At 64.4% G+C, this 19,907-nt stretch carries 23 protein-coding genes; 18 read left to right on the top strand and 5 right to left on the bottom strand.

Annotated elements, in window-relative coordinates:
* The first annotated feature begins 63 nt into the window (after positions 1 to 63).
* The 17 genes from JHX87_RS01390 (at position 64) to cysE (ending at position 13,873) form a co-directional block, all read left to right on the top strand.
* Positions 64 to 1,245, top strand: a complete 1,182-nt coding sequence (locus JHX87_RS01390) for a phage portal protein (RefSeq protein WP_271884599.1) — start codon at positions 64 to 66, stop codon at positions 1,243 to 1,245.
* Between the two features lie 4 nt (positions 1,246 to 1,249).
* Entirely contained in the window at positions 1,250 to 1,483 is a 234-nt protein-coding gene (locus JHX87_RS01395; protein WP_271884601.1) for a GTA head formation protein, RCAP_rcc01685 family, read from the top strand.
* 5 nt (positions 1,484 to 1,488) lie between these two features.
* Positions 1,489 to 2,019, top strand: a complete 531-nt coding sequence (locus tag JHX87_RS01400; RefSeq protein WP_271884603.1) for an HK97 family phage prohead protease — start codon at positions 1,489 to 1,491, stop codon at positions 2,017 to 2,019.
* A gap of 107 nt (positions 2,020 to 2,126) precedes the next feature.
* On the top strand, positions 2,127 to 3,290 hold the full coding sequence (locus JHX87_RS01405; protein ID WP_271884605.1) for a phage major capsid protein: 1,164 nt from the start codon (positions 2,127 to 2,129) through the stop codon (positions 3,288 to 3,290).
* 183 nt (positions 3,291 to 3,473) lie between these two features.
* Entirely contained in the window at positions 3,474 to 4,088 is a 615-nt protein-coding gene (locus JHX87_RS01410) for a head-tail connector protein (protein ID WP_271884606.1), read from the top strand.
* Entirely contained in the window at positions 4,088 to 4,426 is a 339-nt protein-coding gene (locus tag JHX87_RS01415) for a head-tail adaptor protein (RefSeq protein WP_271884607.1), read from the top strand. The genes JHX87_RS01410 and JHX87_RS01415 overlap by 1 nt, the downstream gene beginning before the upstream one ends.
* Positions 4,423 to 4,842, top strand: coding sequence for a DUF3168 domain-containing protein (locus tag JHX87_RS01420; protein ID WP_271884609.1), 420 nt, complete (start codon positions 4,423 to 4,425; stop codon positions 4,840 to 4,842). The genes JHX87_RS01415 and JHX87_RS01420 overlap by 4 nt, the downstream gene beginning before the upstream one ends.
* A gap of 11 nt (positions 4,843 to 4,853) precedes the next feature.
* Positions 4,854 to 5,267 (top strand): phage major tail protein, TP901-1 family, encoded by a 414-nt coding sequence (locus JHX87_RS01425; RefSeq protein ID WP_271884611.1) that lies wholly within the window; start codon positions 4,854 to 4,856, stop codon positions 5,265 to 5,267.
* Entirely contained in the window at positions 5,267 to 5,581 is a 315-nt protein-coding gene (locus JHX87_RS01430; protein ID WP_271884613.1) for a gene transfer agent family protein, read from the top strand. Before JHX87_RS01425 ends, JHX87_RS01430 begins: the two co-directional genes overlap by 1 nt.
* Positions 5,578 to 5,796: a rcc01693 family protein gene (locus JHX87_RS01435; RefSeq protein ID WP_271884615.1), complete on the top strand. Its 219-nt coding sequence runs from the start codon at positions 5,578 to 5,580 to the stop codon at positions 5,794 to 5,796. The genes JHX87_RS01430 and JHX87_RS01435 overlap by 4 nt, the downstream gene beginning before the upstream one ends.
* Positions 5,797 to 5,811: 15 nt before the next feature.
* Positions 5,812 to 6,468: a phage tail tape measure protein gene (locus tag JHX87_RS01440; RefSeq protein ID WP_271884617.1), complete on the top strand. Its 657-nt coding sequence runs from the start codon at positions 5,812 to 5,814 to the stop codon at positions 6,466 to 6,468.
* A 12-nt stretch (positions 6,469 to 6,480) separates the two neighbouring features.
* Positions 6,481 to 7,113 (top strand): DUF2460 domain-containing protein, encoded by a 633-nt coding sequence (locus JHX87_RS01445; RefSeq protein ID WP_271884619.1) that lies wholly within the window; start codon positions 6,481 to 6,483, stop codon positions 7,111 to 7,113.
* Entirely contained in the window at positions 7,110 to 7,943 is an 834-nt protein-coding gene (locus JHX87_RS01450) for a DUF2163 domain-containing protein (RefSeq protein ID WP_271884620.1), read from the top strand. Before JHX87_RS01445 ends, JHX87_RS01450 begins: the two co-directional genes overlap by 4 nt.
* Positions 7,936 to 8,364 (top strand): C40 family peptidase, encoded by a 429-nt coding sequence (locus JHX87_RS01455; protein ID WP_271884621.1) that lies wholly within the window; start codon positions 7,936 to 7,938, stop codon positions 8,362 to 8,364. The genes JHX87_RS01450 and JHX87_RS01455 overlap by 8 nt, the downstream gene beginning before the upstream one ends.
* Before the next feature lie 23 nt (positions 8,365 to 8,387).
* The gene (locus tag JHX87_RS01460; RefSeq protein WP_271884623.1) at positions 8,388 to 12,272 is read left to right on the top strand and encodes a baseplate multidomain protein megatron; all 3,885 of its coding nucleotides are present in this window, start codon (positions 8,388 to 8,390) and stop codon (positions 12,270 to 12,272) included.
* Entirely contained in the window at positions 12,262 to 12,969 is a 708-nt protein-coding gene (locus JHX87_RS01465; RefSeq protein ID WP_271884624.1) for a DUF2793 domain-containing protein, read from the top strand. Before JHX87_RS01460 ends, JHX87_RS01465 begins: the two co-directional genes overlap by 11 nt.
* An 85-nt stretch (positions 12,970 to 13,054) precedes the next feature.
* Positions 13,055 to 13,873, top strand: coding sequence for a serine O-acetyltransferase (gene cysE, locus JHX87_RS01470; protein WP_271884625.1), 819 nt, complete (start codon positions 13,055 to 13,057; stop codon positions 13,871 to 13,873).
* A 15-nt stretch (positions 13,874 to 13,888) separates the two neighbouring features.
* On the opposite strand, the gene JHX87_RS01475 is transcribed toward cysE, so the two are convergent.
* Together JHX87_RS01475 and JHX87_RS01480 are read right to left on the bottom strand one after the other, a co-directional pair.
* Positions 13,889 to 14,947, bottom strand: a complete 1,059-nt coding sequence (locus JHX87_RS01475; RefSeq protein WP_271884627.1) for a quinone-dependent dihydroorotate dehydrogenase — start codon at positions 14,945 to 14,947, stop codon at positions 13,889 to 13,891.
* Entirely contained in the window at positions 14,944 to 15,279 is a 336-nt protein-coding gene (locus JHX87_RS01480) for a DUF952 domain-containing protein (protein ID WP_271884628.1), read from the bottom strand. The genes JHX87_RS01475 and JHX87_RS01480 overlap by 4 nt, the downstream gene beginning before the upstream one ends.
* 116 nt (positions 15,280 to 15,395) lie before the next feature.
* Between JHX87_RS01480 and JHX87_RS01485 the strand changes: the two genes are divergently transcribed.
* Entirely contained in the window at positions 15,396 to 17,000 is a 1,605-nt protein-coding gene (locus JHX87_RS01485; RefSeq protein ID WP_271884630.1) for a bifunctional metallophosphatase/5'-nucleotidase, read from the top strand.
* 59 nt (positions 17,001 to 17,059) lie between these two features.
* On the opposite strand, the gene JHX87_RS01490 is transcribed toward JHX87_RS01485, so the two are convergent.
* The 3 genes from JHX87_RS01490 to JHX87_RS01500 all read right to left on the bottom strand — a co-directional run bounded on the left by JHX87_RS01490 (position 17,060) and on the right by JHX87_RS01500 (position 19,874).
* The gene (locus JHX87_RS01490; RefSeq protein WP_271884632.1) at positions 17,060 to 17,539 is read right to left on the bottom strand and encodes a GNAT family N-acetyltransferase; all 480 of its coding nucleotides are present in this window, start codon (positions 17,537 to 17,539) and stop codon (positions 17,060 to 17,062) included.
* 40 nt (positions 17,540 to 17,579) lie between these two features.
* Positions 17,580 to 18,728 carry a Hint domain-containing protein gene (locus tag JHX87_RS01495; protein ID WP_271884633.1) on the bottom strand — a complete coding sequence of 383 codons (1,149 nt, stop codon included), beginning with the start codon at positions 18,726 to 18,728 and terminating at the stop codon, positions 17,580 to 17,582.
* Between the two features lie 162 nt (positions 18,729 to 18,890).
* Positions 18,891 to 19,874, bottom strand: coding sequence for a GlxA family transcriptional regulator (locus tag JHX87_RS01500; RefSeq protein WP_271884634.1), 984 nt, complete (start codon positions 19,872 to 19,874; stop codon positions 18,891 to 18,893).
* Positions 19,875 to 19,907 lie beyond the last annotated feature (33 nt).

Here is a 19,907-nt window from a genome sequence, read left to right on the forward strand (position 1 = left end):
TTGGACAAAGAAGAAAGGGCCGTCCGCTGGGGCGGCCTTTTTCATGCCGGACAAGGAGGCGATATGGCGTTTCGATTGTTTTCGCGGGAGGAAAAGGCCGCTCCTGCGCCAGAAAAGAAGGCCAGCGCCACGGGGCGCGTGGTGGCCTTTGCCAGCGGCGGGCGGGCGGTCTGGTCCGCGCGCGATACCGGGTCGCTGATCCGGGGGGGCTTTGTCGGCAATCCGGTCGGGTTCCGGTCGGTGCGGCTGATTGCCGAAGCCGCCGCGGCGGTGCCGCTGATCTGCGAGGATCGGGCGCAGCGCTATGAGACGCATCCGGTGCTGGATCTGCTGCGGCGACCCAATCCGGGGCAGGGTCGGGCCGAGCTGTTAGAATCGCTGTTCGGGCAGATGCTGCTGTCCGGGAATGGCTATCTGGAGGCGGCCGGGCTGGGCGGATCGGGACTGCCGGAGGAGCTGCATGTGCTGCGATCGGACCGGATGAGCATCGTGCCCGGCGCCGATGGCTGGCCGGTGGCCTTCGATTATGCCGTGGGCGGGCGCAAGCATCGCTTTGACATGACCGGCAGTCCCGATCCGATCTGCCATATCAAGAGCTTTCATCCGCAGGATGATCATTATGGCCTGTCGCCCATGCAGGCCGCGGCGGTCGCGGTTGATGTTCATAACAGCGCCTCGACCTGGTCCAAGGCGCTGCTGGACAATGCGGCGCGGCCCAGTGGCGCCATCGTCTACAAGGGCGTGGATGGGCATGGCACGCTGAGCCCGGAACAATATGACCGGCTGGTCGGCGAGATCGAGATGAACCATCAGGGCGCACGCAATGCCGGGCGGCCGATGCTGCTGGAAGGCGGTCTGGACTGGAAGCAGATGGGGTTCAGCCCCTCGGACATGGAGTTCCACGAGACCAAGATGGCCGCCGCGCGCGAGATTGCGCTGGCCTTTGGTGTGCCGCCGATGCTGCTGGGGCTGCCCGGGGATGCGACCTATGCCAATTATGCCGAGGCGCATCGGGCGTTTTACCGGCTGACGGTGCTGCCGCTGGCGACGCGGGTGGCGGCCTCGGTCGCGTGGTGGCTGTCCGAGCATCTGGGCGAAGAGGTCGATCTGCGGCCCGATCCCGATCGCATCCCGGCCCTGGCCGAAGAACGTGACCAGCAGTGGAAGCGGATCGGCGAGGCATCCTTCCTGAGTGATGCGGAAAAGCGCGCCCTGTTGGGCCTGCCGCCGCTGGCCGGGGGCTAGGCCGATGGAGGGGTCACGCTTCGTCAAGGAAAGCCCGGTCTGGCACGATCAGCGGTTCGAGGCGCAGGAACGGATCATGGCGCTGCAATTCGGCACCATGGAAAAGCGGCTGGAGCGGATCGAGGCGCTGATCGAGGGCCTGGAGCGGCGCCTGTGGATGACGGTTTACGGCGTGGTGGCCGTGATCCTGACGCAGGCGGTGCAGGGAATTTTGGAATTCGCGCCGAAAGGGGGGTGACAGAGATGGTTCCGGGTTTGGAAGTGAAATTTGCAGGCGGGGCGCCGGTGCTGACGGAAGGCCATGTGATCGAGGGCTATGCCAGCCTGTTCGGCCTGACCGATCAGGGCGGGGATGCGGTGCGACCGGGGGCCTTTGCGGCCAGTCTGGCGCGGCTGCAGGCCAAGGGCGACAAGGTGCGGATGCTGTGGCAGCACGATCCGGCCAAGCCCATCGGCGTCTGGGACGAGATCCGCGAGGATCAGAAGGGTCTGTGGGTCAAGGGGCGTCTGCTGCCCGATGTGGCGCAGGCGCGCGAGGCGGCGGCGCTGATCCAGGCGGGGGCGATTGACGGGCTGTCCATCGGTTATCGCACCTTGCGCGCTGAAAAGGATCAGTGCGGGCGGCGCATCCTGACCGAGGTCGAGCTGTGGGAAGTGTCGCTGGTGACCTTTCCGATGCTGCCCGAGGCCAAGGTGGGCCGCAAGGAGGCCGAGGATCTGCGGCAGGTGGCGGCGCTGCTGCGCGCGGCGACCGAGGCGCTGCGTACTGAGTAGGGTTCGGACTGCGTGGTGACGCGCAGTCCAGAGGGTTCGGATCGTCGCGGCGGCGATCCGGAAAACAGGGGCGGGTCGGCCCCGATCATCGCGATGAGGAGAAGACCATGACCGAGGTGAAGGCCGCGGGCGGCAGCGACATGGCTGCCGATCTGAACGGAGCCATGAAAGGGTTCGTAAATGAACTCAAAGGTTTCCGCGAAGACATTCAGAAAAAGATGCAATCACAGGAAGAGCGCATGAACATGATCGATCGTAAAACCGCCATTCGTGGCCGCACCCCTCTGTCGACCGTTGCAGAGGTTGAACTGCCCCATCAGAAGGCGTTCAACGCCTATCTGCGCAGCGGTGACGATGACGGGCTGCGTGGTCTGGTGATCGAGGAGAAGGGCCTGACCGTGGCCAGCGATGGCGGTTTCCTGGCGGCGCCTCAGGTCGCCGAGACGGTGCAGAATGTGCTGCGCAACGGTGCCTCGCTGCGTCAGCTGGCCAATGTGGTGACGGTGGAATCCTCGTCCTACGAGGTGCTGGTCGACAAGGGCGACATGGGCGCGGGCTGGGCAGATGAGGCGGCCTCGACCGAAACCGCGCCGGGCGGGATCGAGCGGATCTCGATCCCGGTGCACGAATTGTCGGCCATGCCCAAGGCCAGCCAGCGACTGCTGGATGATGCGGCCTTCGACGTCGAAGCCTGGCTGGCCGAGCGGATCGCGGACAAGTTCGCCCGTTCGGAAGCGGCGGCCTTTATCACCGGCGATGGCGGCTCGAAGCCGCGCGGGATCCTGTCCTATCCGGTCGCGCTGAATGCCGAGGCGGGCGAGGGGCAGATCGGCAGCGTCAACACCGGCGAGCTGGGCGATTTCAGCCCGACGGCCCCGGCTGATGCGCTGATCGATCTGATCTATGCGCTGGCGGCGGAATACCGGGCGAATGCGCAATTCCTGATGAATTCGAAAACCGCCGCCGCGATCCGCAAGATGAAGGATGCCGATGGCCGCTTCCTGTGGACCGATGCTCTGGCTGCCGGTCAGGCACCGCAGCTGCTGGGCTATCCGGTGCTGATCAGCGAGGACATGCCCGATATGGATGTGGAATCGCTGTCGGTCGCATTTGGTGATTTCCGCGCCGCCTATACCATCGTCGAGCGTCCCGATCTGCGCGTGCTGCGCGATCCCTTCAGCGCCAAGCCGCATGTGCTGTTCTATGCGACCAAGCGTGTCGGTGGCGGTGTGACCGACTTCCGTGCCGTCAAGCTGCTGAAATTCGCCTGATCCTGACGGGATAGGGTGAAGGAAAGGACCACGTCTGCGCCGGCCATCCTGGCTTTAGCAACTGTCCGCGCGTGCTCATGGCTGGCGCGGTGGCGTGGTCCTTTTTCCTGCAGGCAATGACAGGGCCTGTCACGGGCCGGTTTTGATGTGACCAGGCGGACGGCAGGACGGGAGGTTCGCGATATGATGCTGATAGAGGAAACGGCGCCTGCGGCAGAGGCGCTGCCGGTTGCCGCGTTGCGCGCGCATTTGCGGCTGGGATCTGGGTTCCAGATTGCCGATGACAATGCCGAGACGCTGGCGCTGACCGGGTTTCTGCGCGCGGCCATTGCGGCAATCGAGGCGCGCACGGGCAAGGTGCTGCTGACACGCCGGTTCCGGATGCAACTGGATGACTGGCGTGACCGGCTGGGTCAGACTTTGCCGCTGGCGCCGGTGCAGTCGGTCGATGGGATCTCGATCGACGATGGCGGCGGCACGGTCACGACGCTGTCGCCGGACAGCTGGCGGCTGCTGCCCGATGGGCAGCGCCCGATGATCCTGCCGACCGGGATCATCCTGCCGCATGTGCCGCGCCGGGGATTGGTGAATATCACCTTCACGGCAGGCTTCGGGGAAAGCTGGGATCAGGTGCCCGCAGATCTGGCGCAGGCGGTGCTGCTGCTGGCGACGCGATATTACGAGGATCGCAGTCTTGAGGGCAGCCGCGCTGCCATGCCCTTCGGGGTCAGCGCGCTGATCGAGCGCTGGCGGCAGGTTCGCACCCTGGCCGGGCGCGGCAATCGGGAGGCGCGGTGATGGCGGCGCCGCGATTGAATATCGAACTTGGGCTGGAGGCGGCTGAACGAGAGGGCGACGGCCTGGGCGGTTATCGCCTGGTCTGGCGTCAGCTGGGGAAGCTCTGGGCCGAGATGAGGGCGGGTTCGGGTCGCGAGCGTTTCGGTCAGGTCGGGGCCGAAAGTGTCGTGCCCTGGAAGGTGACCGTGCGCGGCGCGCCGTTGGGCGATCCGCGACGGCCCGCCGCCGGGCAACGCTTTCGCCGCGGCGATCGGCTTTTCCGGATCGAGGCAGTGGCAGAAGGGGGTCCGGACGGGCGCTGGCTGGTCTGTCACGCAAGAGAAGAGGAACTGGCATGAGCTATGCGGCAGGTCTGGCGCTGCAGGCGGCGGTCTATCAGGAACTGCGCGCCGATGCGGCTTTGACCGATCTGGTCGGCGACGCGATCTTTGACGCGATGCCCGCAGAGGCGCCAAGCGGCGTCTATGTCTCTTTGGGGCCCGAGGAAGTGCGCGACGCGGGGGATGTGACGGCGGGGGGATCGCAGCATGATTTCATCGTCTCTGTCCTGTCGGGCACGGATGAAAGCGCGGGCTTTGCGGCTGTCAAGGAAGCGGCCGTCGCAGTGTCCGAGGCGCTTGAGCGGCAAACGCTGCCGCTGGCGAAGGGGCAGTTGAGTGGAATCTGGTTCCTGCGCGCCAAGGCGCGCCGGGTGGAAAACGGGGCGGCGCGTCGGATCGATCTGACCTTCCGCGCCCGCATTGATCTGGGCTGAGGAGAGTGAACATGGCTGTGCAGAATGGACGTGATCTGCTGATCAAGATGGATATGACTGGGGATGGCGCCTTTGAAACCATCGCCGGGCTGCGTGCGACGCGGCTGTCGTTCAATGCCGAGACGGTGGATGTCACTAGCCTTGAAAGCGAAGGCGGCTGGCGCGAATTGCTGGGTGGGGCGGGGGTGCGCAGCGCCTCGATCTCTGGTTCGGGGGTGTTTCGCGATGCCGATACCGACAGTCGCGCCCGACAGATCTTTTTCGACGCCGAGGTGCCGCGCTTTCAGGTGATCATCCCAGATTTCGGCACTGTCGAAGGTCCGTTTCTGGTCTCGGCGCTGGAATATTCCGGCAGCTATAATGGCGAGGCGACCTATGAAATGACCATGGCCTCGGCCGGGGCGCTGACCTTCGTGGCGCTGTGATGGTCAATCCGATGCGGGGCGAGGTCGAGATCGTGCTGGACGGCGCGGCACATGTGGCGCGTCTGACACTGGGCGCGCTGGCCGAGCTGGAGCAGGATCTGGGCGCGGAAAGCCTGCTGGCGCTGGCCGAGCGGTTCGAGTCAGGCCGCTTCAGCAGTCGCGACGTGCTGGCGGTTCTGGTCGCCGGGCTTCGCGGCGGCGGCTGGCGCGGGCGTGTCGAGGATCTGCTGAGCGTCGAGATCGAGGGCGGACCGGTGGTTGCCGGGCGGCTGGCGGCCGAATTGCTGGCCCGCGCCTTCCGGATCGAGGCATGAGCCAGTCGGGCGGTCTGGACTGGCCCGGTCTGATGCGGGCCGGGATGCGCGGGTTGGGCCTGGCGCCGGACCAGTTCTGGGCGCTGACTCCGGCGGAACTGGCGCTGATGCTGGGGGTCGAACAGGGCACGGGGGCAATGACGCGCAGCCGCCTTGCCGATCTGGCCGCCCGCTTTCCCGATGGGGGCGCGGGCGCCGAAGACGAAATCATCTGAACAGGGGCAATCATCATGGCCAACAAGGACGGGTTCGGCGCTTCGCTGGACCAGCTGGATGAGGGATTCGGCCAGACCAGCCGGATGACGGCAGAGTTCGAGGCGGAACTGGCGCGGCTGCGGCAGTCCATGACCTATACCGCACGTGAGGTCGGAACGCTGAACCGGGGCATCGAATCCGGTCTGCGCCGGGCATTTGACGATCTGATTTTCGACGGGGCGAAACTGTCGGATGCGCTGAAGGGGATCGGGAGGTCGATCGCGGATACGGTCTATTCCATTGCGATGAAGCCGGTGGAAAGCGCGCTGGCCGGGACCATCGGCAACAGCCTGACCGGCATGGTGTCCGGCGCCTTGCCCTTTGCCAATGGCGGCGCCTTTGTGCAGGGCCGCGTGATGCCCTTTGCCAAGGGCGGTGTTGTCAGCCAGCCCACGCATTTCCCGATGCGCGGTGCCACGGGTCTGATGGGCGAGGCCGGACCAGAGGCGATCATGCCTTTGCGGCGTGGCGCGGATGGCCGTCTGGGCGTCGCGGCCGCGTCGGGGAACAGCCGTCCGGTCAATGTCACGGTCAATGTCTCGACCCCCGATGTGGCGGGCTTTCAGCGCAGCCAGTCGCAGATCGCCGCACAGCTTGGCCGGGTGCTGGCGCGCGGCAACAGAAACAGCTGATCGGAGGGCAAGATGGCATTTCATGAGGTTCGTTTCCCCACCAACCTGTCATTCGGCGCCATTGGCGGTCCGGAACGGCGCACCGAAATCGTGACGCTGGCCAGCGGGTTCGAGGAGCGCAACACCCCCTGGGCCCATGCGCGGCGTCACTATGATGCCGGTATGGGGTTGCGCTCATTGGACGATCTGGCGGCGCTGATTGCCTTTTTCGAGGCCCGCGCCGGTCAGTTGCACGGCTTTCGCTGGAAGGATTGGGCGGATTACAAAAGCGGCCTGCCCTCGGCCCCCGTGGCCTTTGACGATCAGGAGATCGCAAAGGGGGATGGCCAGACCGTCGCCTTTCAGATCGTCAAGAATTACGTCTCGGGCGCGTTCAGCTATGCCCGACCCATCGTCAAGATCGTCAAGGATACCGTCCGCGCGGGCGCAGGCGGGGTCGAGATGTTCCCGGGCGCGCATTTCCAGGTGGATCACCTGACCGGGACGATCACCTTCAAGGATCCGCCGCCCGTGGGCGCCGAGATCACGGCAGGGTTCGAATTCGACGTGCCGGTGCGGTTCGACATGGATCGGATCGCGGTCTCGGTCGCCTCTTTCCAGTCGGGCGAGGTGCCGCAGATCCCGGTGGTGGAGGTGCGGCTATGACGACGACGACCTGGGCACGTGCCTGGATGATCCGGCGCAAGGATGGGCTGGTTCTGGGCTTTACCGATCACGATGCGGCGCTGAATTTCGAAGGCATTCGCTTTCGCCCGGATCACGGCATGTCGGCGCGCGCGCTGGTGCAGGGATCCGGCCTGTCGGTCGACAATTCCGAGGCCGCCGGCGCCCTGTCGGATGACGCGATCAGCGAACGTGACATTCTGGCCGGTCGCTGGGACGCCGCAGAGCTGAAGATGTGGGAGGTTGACTGGTCCGATACCGGCAAGCGCCGCCTGACCTTCGCCGGGTCGCTGGGCGAGGTGTCGCGTGCGAATGGCGAATTCCGCGCCGAATTGCGTGGTCTGGCCGAGCCGCTGAACAGCGCGCGTGGCCGGGTCTTTCATCCGCGCTGTTCGGCGCGGCTTGGCGATGGCTGCTGCAAGCTGGATCTTGTGGCTGGCGGTTTCCAGACCGAGATTGTCGTCGAGGGTCTGGAGGATGGCCGTATCTTCCGCTTCTCGCAATTTCCCGATGCCGCGCCACGCTGGTTCGAGGGCGGGGTCCTGCGGGTGCTGAGCGGCGAGGCAGCGGATCTGCAGGGCAAGATCAAGAATGACGTTACGCTGAAAGGCGGCGGGCGCGAGATCGAGCTGTGGCAGTCGCTGGGCCTGTCGCCGCAGCCCTCGGATCGTTTGCGGCTGGTTGCGGGATGCGACAAACGCGCGGCCACCTGCCGGCAGAAATTCAACAATATGCTGAATTTCAGGGGCTTTCCGCATCTGCCCAGCGAAGACTGGCTGCTGGCGCCGCAGGTGGGGTCACGCAATGGATAAGGATGTGGTCGAATTGGCGCGCGGCTGGATCGGCACGCCCTATCAGCATCAGGCCAGTCTTCGCGGCGTGGCCGCCGACTGTCTGGGGCTGATCCGTGGGCTGTGGCGCGACCTTTATGGTGCAGAGCCTGAAATCGCGCCCGCCTATAGCCCGGATTGGGGAGAGGTCGGTCGGACCGAGGTTCTGATGCAGGCCGCCGTGCGGCATCTGCTGCCCTTGCCCGCGGATGCCGATCTGGAGCCGGGGCAGGTGCTGCTGTTTCGGATGCGGCAGGGGGCGATTGCCAAGCATCTGGGCGTGATATCGCAGGTTGGTGATCTGCCGCGTTTCATCCACGCCTATAACGGTCATGGCGTGATCGACAGCCCGCTGACAATGCCCTGGCGCAACCGGATCGCTGCCCGGTTCCGCTTTCCCTGACATGTTGAAGGAAGGAGGCCAAGATGGCCACAATCGTTCTGTCTGCCGTGGGCGCATCCATCGGCGGTGGCTTCGGTGGCGCGTTTCTGGGCCTGTCGGGTGCTGTCATCGGTCGCGCCGTCGGAGCGACGATCGGCAATGCGATTGACCAGCGACTGCTGGGCGGCGGCTCGAAGGCGGTCGAGACGGGTCGCATCGACCGGCTGCGCCTGCAAACGGCGGGCGAGGGGGCGCCGATCCCGCGTTTGTGGGGGCAGATGCGGATTCCCGGGCATGTCATCTGGGCCTCACCGCTGGAAGAGATTGCACGATCCGAGGATGCAGGCGGGGGCAAGGGATCGCCCAAGACCCGCGTGACCCAGATCAGCTATCGGCTGTCCGTGGCAATGGCCCTGTGCGAGGGGCGCATTCTGGGTGTCGGTCGCGTCTGGGCCGATGGCGAGGAAATCGCGCCCGCCGATCTGAATATGCGCGTCTATAATGGCGGCGAGCGTCAGCTGCCCGATCCCGCCATCGCCGCGCATGAGGGCGAGGCAGCGCCCGCCTATCGCGGGCTGGCCTATGTCGTGCTGGAGGATCTGAACCTTGAGCCATGGGGCAATCGCATGCCTCAGCTGACCTTCGAGGTGACCTGCCCGGCACAGGACGGGTCCGGTCTGTGCAAAGAGGTTCGTGCCGTCGCGCTGATCCCCGGGACGGGGGAATATTCGCTGGCGACGACCCCGGTGACGCAGGATCTGGGTCTGGGCGAGATGCGGTCCATCAATGTGAACACGCCGATGGGCGGGACCGATTTTACCGCCTCGATGACGACGCTTGGGCGTGAACTGCCCAATGTCGGCTCGGTTTCGCTGGTGGTGTCCTGGTTTGGCAACGATCTGCGGATCAACCATTGCGCGGTCAAGCCCAAGATCGAAAACAGCGATGGCGAGGGCAGCGAGATGGCCTGGCGCGCGGGTGGGATCGATCGCGGTGCCGCCGAGCGGGTGGCGCGGGTGAATGATCGTCCGATCTATGGCGGCACGCCCTCGGACCAGTCGGTGATCGAGGCGCTGCGCGCAATTGCGGGCTCCGGCAAGAAGGCGGTGTTCTATCCCTTCATCCTGATGGATCAGCTTGCCGGGAACGGGTTGCCCGATCCCTATGGCGGCACCGGCCAGCCCGTCATGCCCTGGCGCGGACGGGTGACGACCTCGGTTGCGCCGGGCCGGGATGGAACGACCGATGGCACCCCGGATGCGGTTGCCGAGGTCGAGGCTTTCTTTGGCAGCGCCAAGGCCAGCGATTTTTCCATCGATGGCGACAAGGTCGGCTATCATGGCCCGGAGGAATGGTCCTATCGCCGGTTCATCCTGCATTACGCGCATCTGTGCAAAGCGGCAGGCGGTGTCGATGCCTTCCTGATCGGCACCGAGATGGTTGCGATGACGCAGATCCGTGGACCGAATAACAGCTATCCTGCGGTCGCGCGGCTGATCCGGCTGGCGCAGGATGTCCGCGCCATCCTGGGGGCAGGCGTCAAGATCAGCTATGCCGCCGACTGGTCGGAATATTTCGGTCACCATCCGGGCGATGGCAGGTTGTTCTTTCATCTCGACCCGCTCTGGGCGCATCCCGATATCGATTTCATCGGCATCGACAACTACATGCCCCTGTCGGATTGGCGCGATGGCGAGGATCACAAGGACGCGCATTGGGGCCGGATCGACAATCAGGACTATCTGCAGGCCAATGTCTGCGGCGGCGAGGGTTTTGACTGGTACTACGCCAGCAAGGCCGACCGCGATGCGCAGCGCCGCAGCCCGATCACCGATGGCGATTATGATGAGGCCTGGGTCTGGCGCTACAAGGATCTGAAAAGCTGGTGGCAGAACCTGCATTATAACCGCCCGAACGGGCAGAGGTCGCGTCAGGCGACGGATTGGGTGCCGGGATCGAAGCCCTTCTGGTTCACCGAATATGGCTGCGCCTCGTTGGACAAGGCGACGAACCAGCCCAACAAGTTTCTGGACGCGATGAGTTCGGAAAGCACGCTGCCCTGGTACTCCAATGCGCAGCGCGATGATGCGATCCAGTCGGCCTATGTGCAGGCGGCGACCTCTTACTGGGCGAAGCCCGCTAATAACCCGGCGATGGAGGGCGGCGGCCGGATGGTCGATCTGTCGCGCGCCCATATCTGGTGTTGGGACGCGCGGCCTTTCCCGGCCTTTCCGGGGCGCGGCGATCTGTGGTCGGACGGTCCCGCATGGGAGCGCGGGCATTGGCTGAACGGGCGTGCCGGTGCCGTGCGGCTCAGCGCGGTGGTGGGCGATATCTGCCGCGAGGCCGGTGTGACCGCCTTTGACGCCCGCGAATTATCCGGTGTCGTGCGCGGCTATCACATCGGCGGAGGAGAGACGGCGCGTGCGGCCCTTCAGCCGCTGATGCTGGCGCATGGTTTCGATGTGGTCGAGCGGGATGGTCAGCTTCAATTCCTGCCCCGGGATGGCCGCGTCATGGCTGAACTGGGACCAGAGGATCTGGCCATCGCCGAAGAGGTCCGGGATTTCGAGACGGCCCGCGCGGCAGAGCCCGAAACGCATGGCTATCTGCGGCTGACCCATGTCGAGGCCGGGGCGGATTACGGCGTCGCCACCGCCGAAACCAGCCTGCCGGATGCGGATCAGGAGACGGTGACGAACAGCGAGTTTCCGATGCTGCTGACCCGCGATGAAGGCCATGCGATCGCCGAGCGTTGGCTGGCCGAGGCCGTGGTGTCGCGCGACACGGCGCGCTTTGCGCTGCCGCCGTCGCTGGCCGATCTGGGGCCGGGCGATGTTGTCCGCATGCGGCATGGCACCGCGCCTGCGAAACGCTGGCGCATCGACCGCGTGGAACGCGCGGGCGCGATCACCGTCGATGCGGTCAGGGTCGAGCCGGGCGTCTATCGTCCGGCACTGACGGTCACGCCGGAACGCCCGGTACGCCGCTATGTGCCGCCAATGCCGGTCTTGCCGCTGTTCATGGATCTGCCATTGCTGCGCGGGGATGAACGACCGCATGCGCCCTATCTGGCGGTGGCGGCAAAGCCCTGGCCGGGGTCGGTGGCGGCCTATGCCTCGGTCGATGAGGAAGGTGGTTACGATCTGAACGCGCTGCTGACCCAGCGGTCCTATATCGGGCGCACCGAAACCGATCTGGTGCGGGCCAGCCCGGCGCTGATTGATCGCGGTGCGCGGCTGCGGTTGCGGCTGAAGGACGCCTCTTTGCGGTCGGTGACGTCGAAGGCGCTGCTGGCGGGCGGCAATATCATCGCCATCGGCGACGGCTCGCTGGAGAATTGGGAGATCGTCCAGTTCACCAAAGCCGAGCCGGTTGCCCGGAATATCTGGCAGATCAGCGAATTGCTGCGGGGGCAGGCGGGCACGGACGGGATCATGCCCGATATCTGGCCCGCAGGGTCGCATGTCGTCCTTCTGGATGGCGGGCCAAGGCAGGTCAAACTGCCGCCGAATGCCCGTGGTCAGGAACGCTTCTGGCGCATTGGCCCGGCCAACCGGCCGCCGGATGATGCCAGCTATCGCGCACGCGTCACAGAGGCGCGCGGCATCGGGCTGCGCCCCTATGCGCCCTGCCATCTGCGGGCCAAAGGCAATCTGATCAGCTGGGTCCGGCGCAGCCGCGTCGATGGCGACAGCTGGGACGGGTCCGAAATCCCATTGGGCGAGGCCAGCGAGACCTATCGCCTGCGGATCATCAAGGGCGGCACCGTCCTGCATCAGGTTGATCTGGATCAGCCATTCTACAGCGTTCCGGCCGAGATCTGGGCAAGCGCCACCACGGGTGGTCCCTGCACGGTTGCCGTGGCGCAGCTTTCGGACCGTTTCGGTCCCGGTCCATTCGTCAGGAGGAAATTCGATGACCAGTGAAACCAAGCGTTTGGGAATGCCCCTGCTTCAGGCCGCGCAGGCGCAGAAACATGTGACCGTGAATGAGGCGCTGATGCGGCTGGACGGGGCGGTCAATCTGGTGCTGCAAAGCACGGATGCGACCTCGCCGCCCGGAGCGGTGATCGACGGTCAATGCTGGGGCGTCCCCGATGGTGCCCTTGGCGGTTGGTCCGGTCAGGGCGGCAAGATCGCCATCGGATCTAACGGAGGCTGGATCTTCGTTCCGGCGACGGCCGGCATGCGGGCATTCATTCTGGATCGCGGTGTCGAGGCCATTCATGGCGGCGCGGCCTGGGTCTATGGCGCGCTGAGCCTTGGGCGTCTGGGCTCTGGCCTGCTTTCCAATATGATCGAGGCCGATGTGACCGTGGGTGAGGGCGCCAGTTTCGACACCGGCGTGACGATCCCCGCGAATGTCATGGTGATCGGCGCCACGGCCAAGGTTCTGAACACGCTGACCGGGACGCTGAACACCTGGTCGCTGGGCACCGGCGGCGCGACGGATCGCTTTGGCAACGGGTTGGGGAAATCGGTGGGGTCTTATGCCCGGGGATTGCTGGGCGCGCCGATGACCTATTACTCCGCCGCCAACCTGATCATGACCGCGTCCGGGGGCAATTTCACGGGAGGAGAGGTGCGCCTGGCGGTTCATTGGCTGGAATTGCACATTCCGTAATTTTCGGTTTACCTCTGGCCTGCGCTTTTCCCCTGCCTACATATCGTTTAAGAAAAGGGTCCAGAGGGTAGCGCAGGGCAACCGAATGAACATGCAAACCAGCGACAAGAAAGCGCTGCGATTGGATCGGGATGCGATCTGGGCGCAGCTTTGCGATGAAGCGCAGCAAGCTGTTCAGGACGAACCCTTGCTGGGGTCTTTGATCCATGCAGGGCTGTTGCATCATCCCAGTTTTGAAGCGGCGCTGGCCTATCGGTTCTCGCTGAAACTGGCCAGCGGAGAGATGAGCGAACAGATTCTGCGCGAGATCGCGGATCAGGCTTATCGGACGTCGCCCGAATTGGGCGATGCGGCGCGCCGCGATCTGATGGCCGTCTATGATCGGGATCCCGCCACCCACCGGATGTTGCAGCCGGTGCTGTTCTTCAAGGGGTTTCAGGCCCTGCAAGCCTATCGCATGGCGCATTGGCTGTGGCAGCAAGAGCGGCGCGATATGGCCTATTTCGTGCAGATGCGCTGCTCGGAATGCTTTGGCGTCGATATCCATCCGGCGGCGCGTATCGGGACGGGTGTGATGATCGATCACGCCCATTCCATCGTTATCGGAGAGACGGCACGTGTCGGTAATGACGTGTCGATGCTGCATTCGGTGACGCTGGGCGGGACAGGCAAAGCCGATGGCGACCGGCATCCCAAGATCGAGGAAGGCGTTCTCATCGGTGCAGGCGCGAAGGTGCTGGGCAATATTCGCGTGGGCCATCATTCGCGCATCGCCTCGGGCTCGGTCGTTCTGCACGACGTGCCCGATTGCAAGACCGTTGCAGGGGTGCCTGCGCGGATCGTCGGCGACGCGGGCTGCCCGGATCCTTCGCTCAGCATGAACCAGCTTTTGGAAACGGATTAGACGCGCGAAAGCGCGTCAGAGCCAGTCGCGATAACCGCTGCCTGTCAGGTCTTGCAGCGTCATGCCCTGTTTCTGCAACCGGTCGTCCAGTCCGGTTGCAATCTCTGAGGCCAGCGAAAATCCCTGATAGATCAGCGCGGAATAGATCTGAATCGCGCTGGCGCCCGCAGCGAGCTTCATCCAGGCGTCATTGATGTTGGAAATTCCACCGACGCCGATCAGCGGGATCTCTCCGCCGGTCTCATGGTAAAGACGGGCCAGAACGCGGGTCGCGCGGTCAAAGAGCGGCGCGCCGGACAGGCCACCGGCCTGATCGGCCTGACTGTCGGAAATCCCGTCGCGTGACAGTGTCGTATTGGTCGCAATGATCGCATCAACCCCCGCCTCTTTCGCCACCGCGGCGATATCCGCGATTTCGGACATGTCCAGATCGGGGGCGATCTTGATGAAGATCGGGCGCCGTTCGGGCAGGCTGTCACGCGCCTCCATCACGCCATTCAGCAATGCGGCCAAAGCCTCGGGGCCTTGCAGGGCACGCAGCTTTTCGGTGTTGGGCGAGGAGACATTCACCGTCAGAAAATCGGCAGAGGCACCGGCGATGCGGACCACCTCGGCGAAATCTGCGGCGCGATCGGCGCTGTCTTTGTTCGCGCCGATATTCAGCCCCACCGGAATACCTGCCGGACGTCGCGACAGACGTTCCGCGATAGCCCGGGCACCCTCGTTATTGAAGCCGAAGCGGTTGATGATCGCGCGGTCGTCGCGCAGGCGGAACAGGCGCGGCTTGGGGTTGCCGGGCTGTGGTCGCGGGGTCGACGCCCCCAGTTCGATAAAGCCGAAGCCCGCGCGCATCAGCGGCGCGACGGCCTTGGCATTCTTGTCATAGCCCGCAGCCAGACCGACGGGGTTGGCCAGATGCAGCCCGGCGAAGCTGCAACGCAGCCGGTCCGATGTGACCGGCGCGCCCGGCAGGGGCACCAGCCCGCTGGCCAGCGCCTTGATCGACAGATCATGTGCCTGTTCGGGCGGCAGGGCATGCAACAGATGCAGCCCCATCTTTTCCAACATCTTCATTCCAGCGGTCCCGTCTCATGCCCGTTTTCGCCGCGCCTCAGCAACCGTGTCCAGACGATATCCGACATGCGCAGGGGGCGATAGAGATGGGGAAACAACGCGCCGCCGCGTGAGGGCTCCCACCTCAGATCCGCCGCCATGCTGCCTTCGCCGCAGGCCAGCAATTGCACCTCTTCCTCATCCGCGAAATGCTTGCGCAGGGTTTCCGCCACCTGCCCGGCGGTGGACAGATGGACATAGCCATCCGCCAGATCGACCGGCGCGCCATCGGTCTGACCGTCGCGCTGCATCCGGGCCCATTCGGCGGGGCGAAGTATCTTGTAAGCCAACATAACCGCATTTGCCTTGTCCCTTTCCCTGTGGTCAAGGGCTGCTGTTCTATTTGACGCATGCGATGCGCCGCGCCAATCTGTTGCCGGAGATACAATCGCACATGAAGGGAATCATGATGGCGCTTCGCTTTCTGACCGCAGCCTCTGTCGTCGCGCTTTGCGCGGGATCAGCGCAGGCCGAAACGGTGTTGCATATCTTGCATACGAACGACCTGCACAGCCGCGTCGAACCGATCAACAAATATGACAGCACCTGCGACGAAGAGACCAAGGCAGCCGGAGAATGCTTTGGCGGCGTCGCCCGCGTCGCGGCCAAGGTCAAGGAATTGCGCGACCAGATCACGGCGGATGGCGGCAATGTGCTGGTGCTGGATGCGGGCGACCAGTATCAGGGCTCGCTCTTCTACACGACCTACAAGGGCAAGGATGTCGCCGAATATATGAACGCCATCGGCTATGACGCGATGGCGCTTGGCAATCACGAATTCGATGACGGTCCCGAAGGTCTGCTGAACCTGGTGGATGGTGTGGATTTCCCCGTCGTGTCGGGCAATCTGGATCTGTCGCAATCCCAGATCCTCAAGGGCAAGGTCGGCGATGTGCTGACGCTGGAGGTTGGCGGCGAAAAGATCGGCATCGTTTCGGCATTGGCGATGGACACGCCGGAAACCGCCTCGCCGGGGCCGAATGTGATCTTCATGGATGATATCGACAGCATGAAGGCCGATGTTCAGGAACTGACCGATGCGGGCGTGAACAAGATCATCGCGCTGACCCATACCGGCTATCTGCGCGATCAGGAATATGCCAGCCAGGTCGAGGGGCTGGACGCGGTGGTCGGTGGCCATTCGCAGATCCTGCTGGGCGATCTGGAGGGGGCGAAAGGTCCTTATCCGACCATGGTAACCGGCCCGGACGGGACCGAGATCCCGGTCGTGACCGCCTATGGCTATTCCAAATATCTGGGCCATCTGGTGCTGACCTTTGACGATGATGGCAAGCTGCTGAAGGCCGAAGGCGCGCCGATCCTGCTGGACAGCAGCGTCCCCGAGGATGAGGCCCTCGTCGCCCGGATTGCCGAGATGTCCGGACCCATCAAGGCCCTGCGCGAAGAAACCGTGGCCGAAACGACGGCCTCGATTGACGGGGATCGTGCCAATTGCCGCGCCCGCGAATGCGAGATGGGCGTGCTGGTCGCCGATGCGATGCTGGACCGCGTCGCGTCGCAAGGCGTCAGCATCGCGATTGCCAATGGCGGCGGGCTGCGCGCCTCGATCGATGCAGGCCCGGTCACGATGGGCGAGGTCTATACCGTGCTGCCCTTCCAGAACACGCTGGCGACCTTCCAGTTGAAGGGCGCCGATGTGGTCACCGCGCTGGAAAACGGGGCCAGTCAATATGAGGAAGGCGGCGGCCGTTTCGCACAGGTTGCAGGGCTGAAATACACCGTGACGCCCACGGCCGAGGTCGGATCGCGGATCAGCGATGTGATGGTGCGGGATGGCGAGGATTGGGCACCCATCGACCCCGAGGCCATCTATGGCGTGGTGTCGAACAACTACATGCGCGGCGGCGGCGATGGCTATGACGTCTTTGCCACCAATGCTCAGAAAGTCTATGATTTCGGCCCCGACCTGGCCGAGGTGCTGGCCGATTACCTGTCGGGCTATGAGGGGAATTACAAACCCTACATGGACGGGCGCATCACCGTCGTCGAATAGACGGGCTTTTGTCGGGAAAAGCCTCTGTCAGGAAAAGGCCGCCGCAGCGCGGCCTTTTTTCATGGTTGCAGCCGCAGCCCCAGATAGATGACATCGGGCAGGGGGTTGGGGTAATAGGCCTCTATCCGCTGAAACCCCTGCCGCTCATAGATGCGGATCGCGCTGTCCAGCGATGTCAGCGTATCCAGCACCATGCGCTGATATCCGGCGCTTTTCGCAGCCTCAAGGATTGCCGCGCTCAGCGCCCGTCCAAGGCCCAGACCGCGCGCGGCGGGCCGCAGATACAGGCGCTTCATCTCGCAGGTCTGCGCGTCCAGCGGGCGCATCGCAACACAGCCAAGGGCCACGCCGTCCGCATCCTCGGCAATCAGGCATATCCCCTGCGGTTCCGCATATTTTCCGGGCAATCCGGCAAGTTCCGCCTCGAAGCCCTGAAAATCCAGATCCTTGCCCAGCCAGTCGGCATATTCGCGAAACAGCGCGCGAATGGTGTCGGCATCGTCGGGAAAGCGGGCGGGGCGGATGCGGTGCTGTGTCATGCGCCGAAACTATGCCGCGTCAAAACCGCGCGCAAGGCAGCTACAGCGGCTCGATCAACCGCCGGTGGGTGTTGCGGCTGAAGCGCTGGACCAGTTGCCGCGCCTCTCGCCCTGTCAGAAAGCGCCGCGCCCCGGCGGGACGAAAACCGGCCTGCGCCAGTTCCGGAAACAGGGTCAGGATTTCGCGCCGGGCCTTTGCGCCGACCGAATTCATCGCCTGCGGGCCGGTATAAAGGCTCTCGGTCCAGGCGCCGTTGGACAGAACCAACTCGTGCCGGTCGAACAGCATGTGGTAATAGGTGACGCCCTGCGGCGGGTTCAGGACCTCGATCCCCGGCAGCCCGACCAGATGTTTCGCCGCCACCAGCGCCTCATCCAATTCCAGCAGGCGGCGGGCGATGCGGCTGCGGATCAGGATGCGATGCTGCGGCGAGACCACCAGATCGCGCGCGGGCAGGCCGTCGCCAATCGCCCCGGCCCGGATCAGGATCGGGCGCAGGTTCGGTTGCAGGTCCAGCCGCGCCGCATCCACCAGCGTCGCGCCGATCCAGCGGATCGGGCAGGGGCCGTGATCGCTGGTCAGGATCAGATCGCCCGGTGCCAGATCCTCGATCCGGCGCGCGCCCTGCGTGGTGGCTATCAGCGTGCCTGCGGCGAAACAGGGCGCGGAGTCCTGCGCCGGATAATCCACCGCGTCATTGGTGCTGCCGATGCTTTGCAGGCCGACATAGCGATAGCCTTTGGTCGGATCGAAGACCGGTTGTTCGCCATTCGGCAGGGTCTTGGGGAAAATCAGGACTGAATAGCGGTCGCCCAATTCGCTGCCCAGCCCGCCCGAGGTGAAGCTGCGTGGAAACAGCACCAGAAATTCGTTGAAGCTGCCATCGGGATTGGGCGTGGTCTCGCGGATGATCGAGCTGAGATAGTTCGACAGTTGCGTGCCCGCGGGGATCACCGGCCCCGAGGGGTTGAAGGCCACGTCCTGGGCCAGGGTCTGCATCGTCTCATCCGGGGTATAGCGGCCGGATTCGAATTGCGTGTCATCGTCGATCAGGGTGATTTCGGACAGGACCGGATCGTTGAAACTGATCTCGCCGCTGCTGTTGGACCAGGGCACCCATCGTGCCGATCCGCTGGATGCCGATCCGATGGGCTGGCCCACCGTCAGCATCGTGACATTGTATTCCATCTTCCCCCCGGTCAGTTGCCATGACCAGTCCGATCTGACGCCGGACTTTCAAAGCTGCCTCAGCGGCCCTGATCCTTGGGGTTAGGAGCAATGGGTTAACGATTGGTAAAGATCGTTAACCCTCTCTTAAAAAAGGTTTATTATGTCTGATATGCCTGCGTATTATTGGCCGGTTTGCAAGGCCGGACCTGTGCCGCGCTCGCGATAGGGCGTGCCGCCATATTGCGCGCGATAGCATTTCGAGAAATGCGAGGGGCTGGAAAAGCCCGAGGCCAGCGCGACCTCGATGATCGACATTTCGGTCTGCATCAGCAGATTGCGCGCGCGGGCCAGACGCGTCTCCATGTAATAGCGTTTCGGGCTGCGGTTCAGATAGCGGCGGAACAGCCGTTCCAATTGCCGCGTGGACATGCCCGCATCCGAGGCTAGTTGCGCGGGGCTGATCGGCTCTTCCAGATTGGCCTCCATCCGCGCGATCACCGTGGCAAGGCGCGGATGGCGTACGCCTATGCGCGTCGGGATCGACAGGCGCTGCCGGTCCTGATCGGTGCGGATGGTGGTGTGCAGCATCTGGTCGGCGATCTCGGCCGCCAGCGCATCGCCATGCGACACCGCGATCAGATGCAGCATCAGATCGATCGACGAAGTGCCCCCGGCAGCCGTCAGCCGGTTGCCATCCTGCACGAAGACTGACCGATACAGATCGACCTCGGGGAAGGCCTCGGCAAAGCCGTCATGGTTTTCCCAGTGGATCGTCGCCTTGCGCCCGTCCAGAAGCCCGGCCTCGGCCAGGATCCAGGCCCCGGTGCAGACCGCCCCCATCGTCGCCCCGCCGCGCGACTGACGGCGCAGCCAGTTCAGCACCGGCTTGCAGATTTCCTTGGAAATCTCGGTGCCGCCGCAGACGATGACCACATCGCCATGTTCGACCGGGCTGTCCTGATCCAGCCCGCCATCCAGCATCACCCGCGTCCCGTTGGAACAGGTGGCCGACTCGCCGCCCGGACCGACCAGACGCCAGGTGAACAGATTGCCGCGTGAGGATCTGTTGGCCAGCCGCAAGGGCTCTATCGCTGCGGTAAAGGGCAGCATGGTGAACCGGTTCAGCAAAAGAAATGTGAATCGGCGGGGTTTCGTTGATGGCATCGGCGCTGTCTTCGTAACTCATTGATGATGATA

The sequence above is a fragment of the Paracoccus fistulariae genome (genome assembly GCF_028553785.1).
In the GTDB taxonomy this organism is placed as follows: domain Bacteria; phylum Pseudomonadota; class Alphaproteobacteria; order Rhodobacterales; family Rhodobacteraceae; genus Paracoccus; species Paracoccus fistulariae.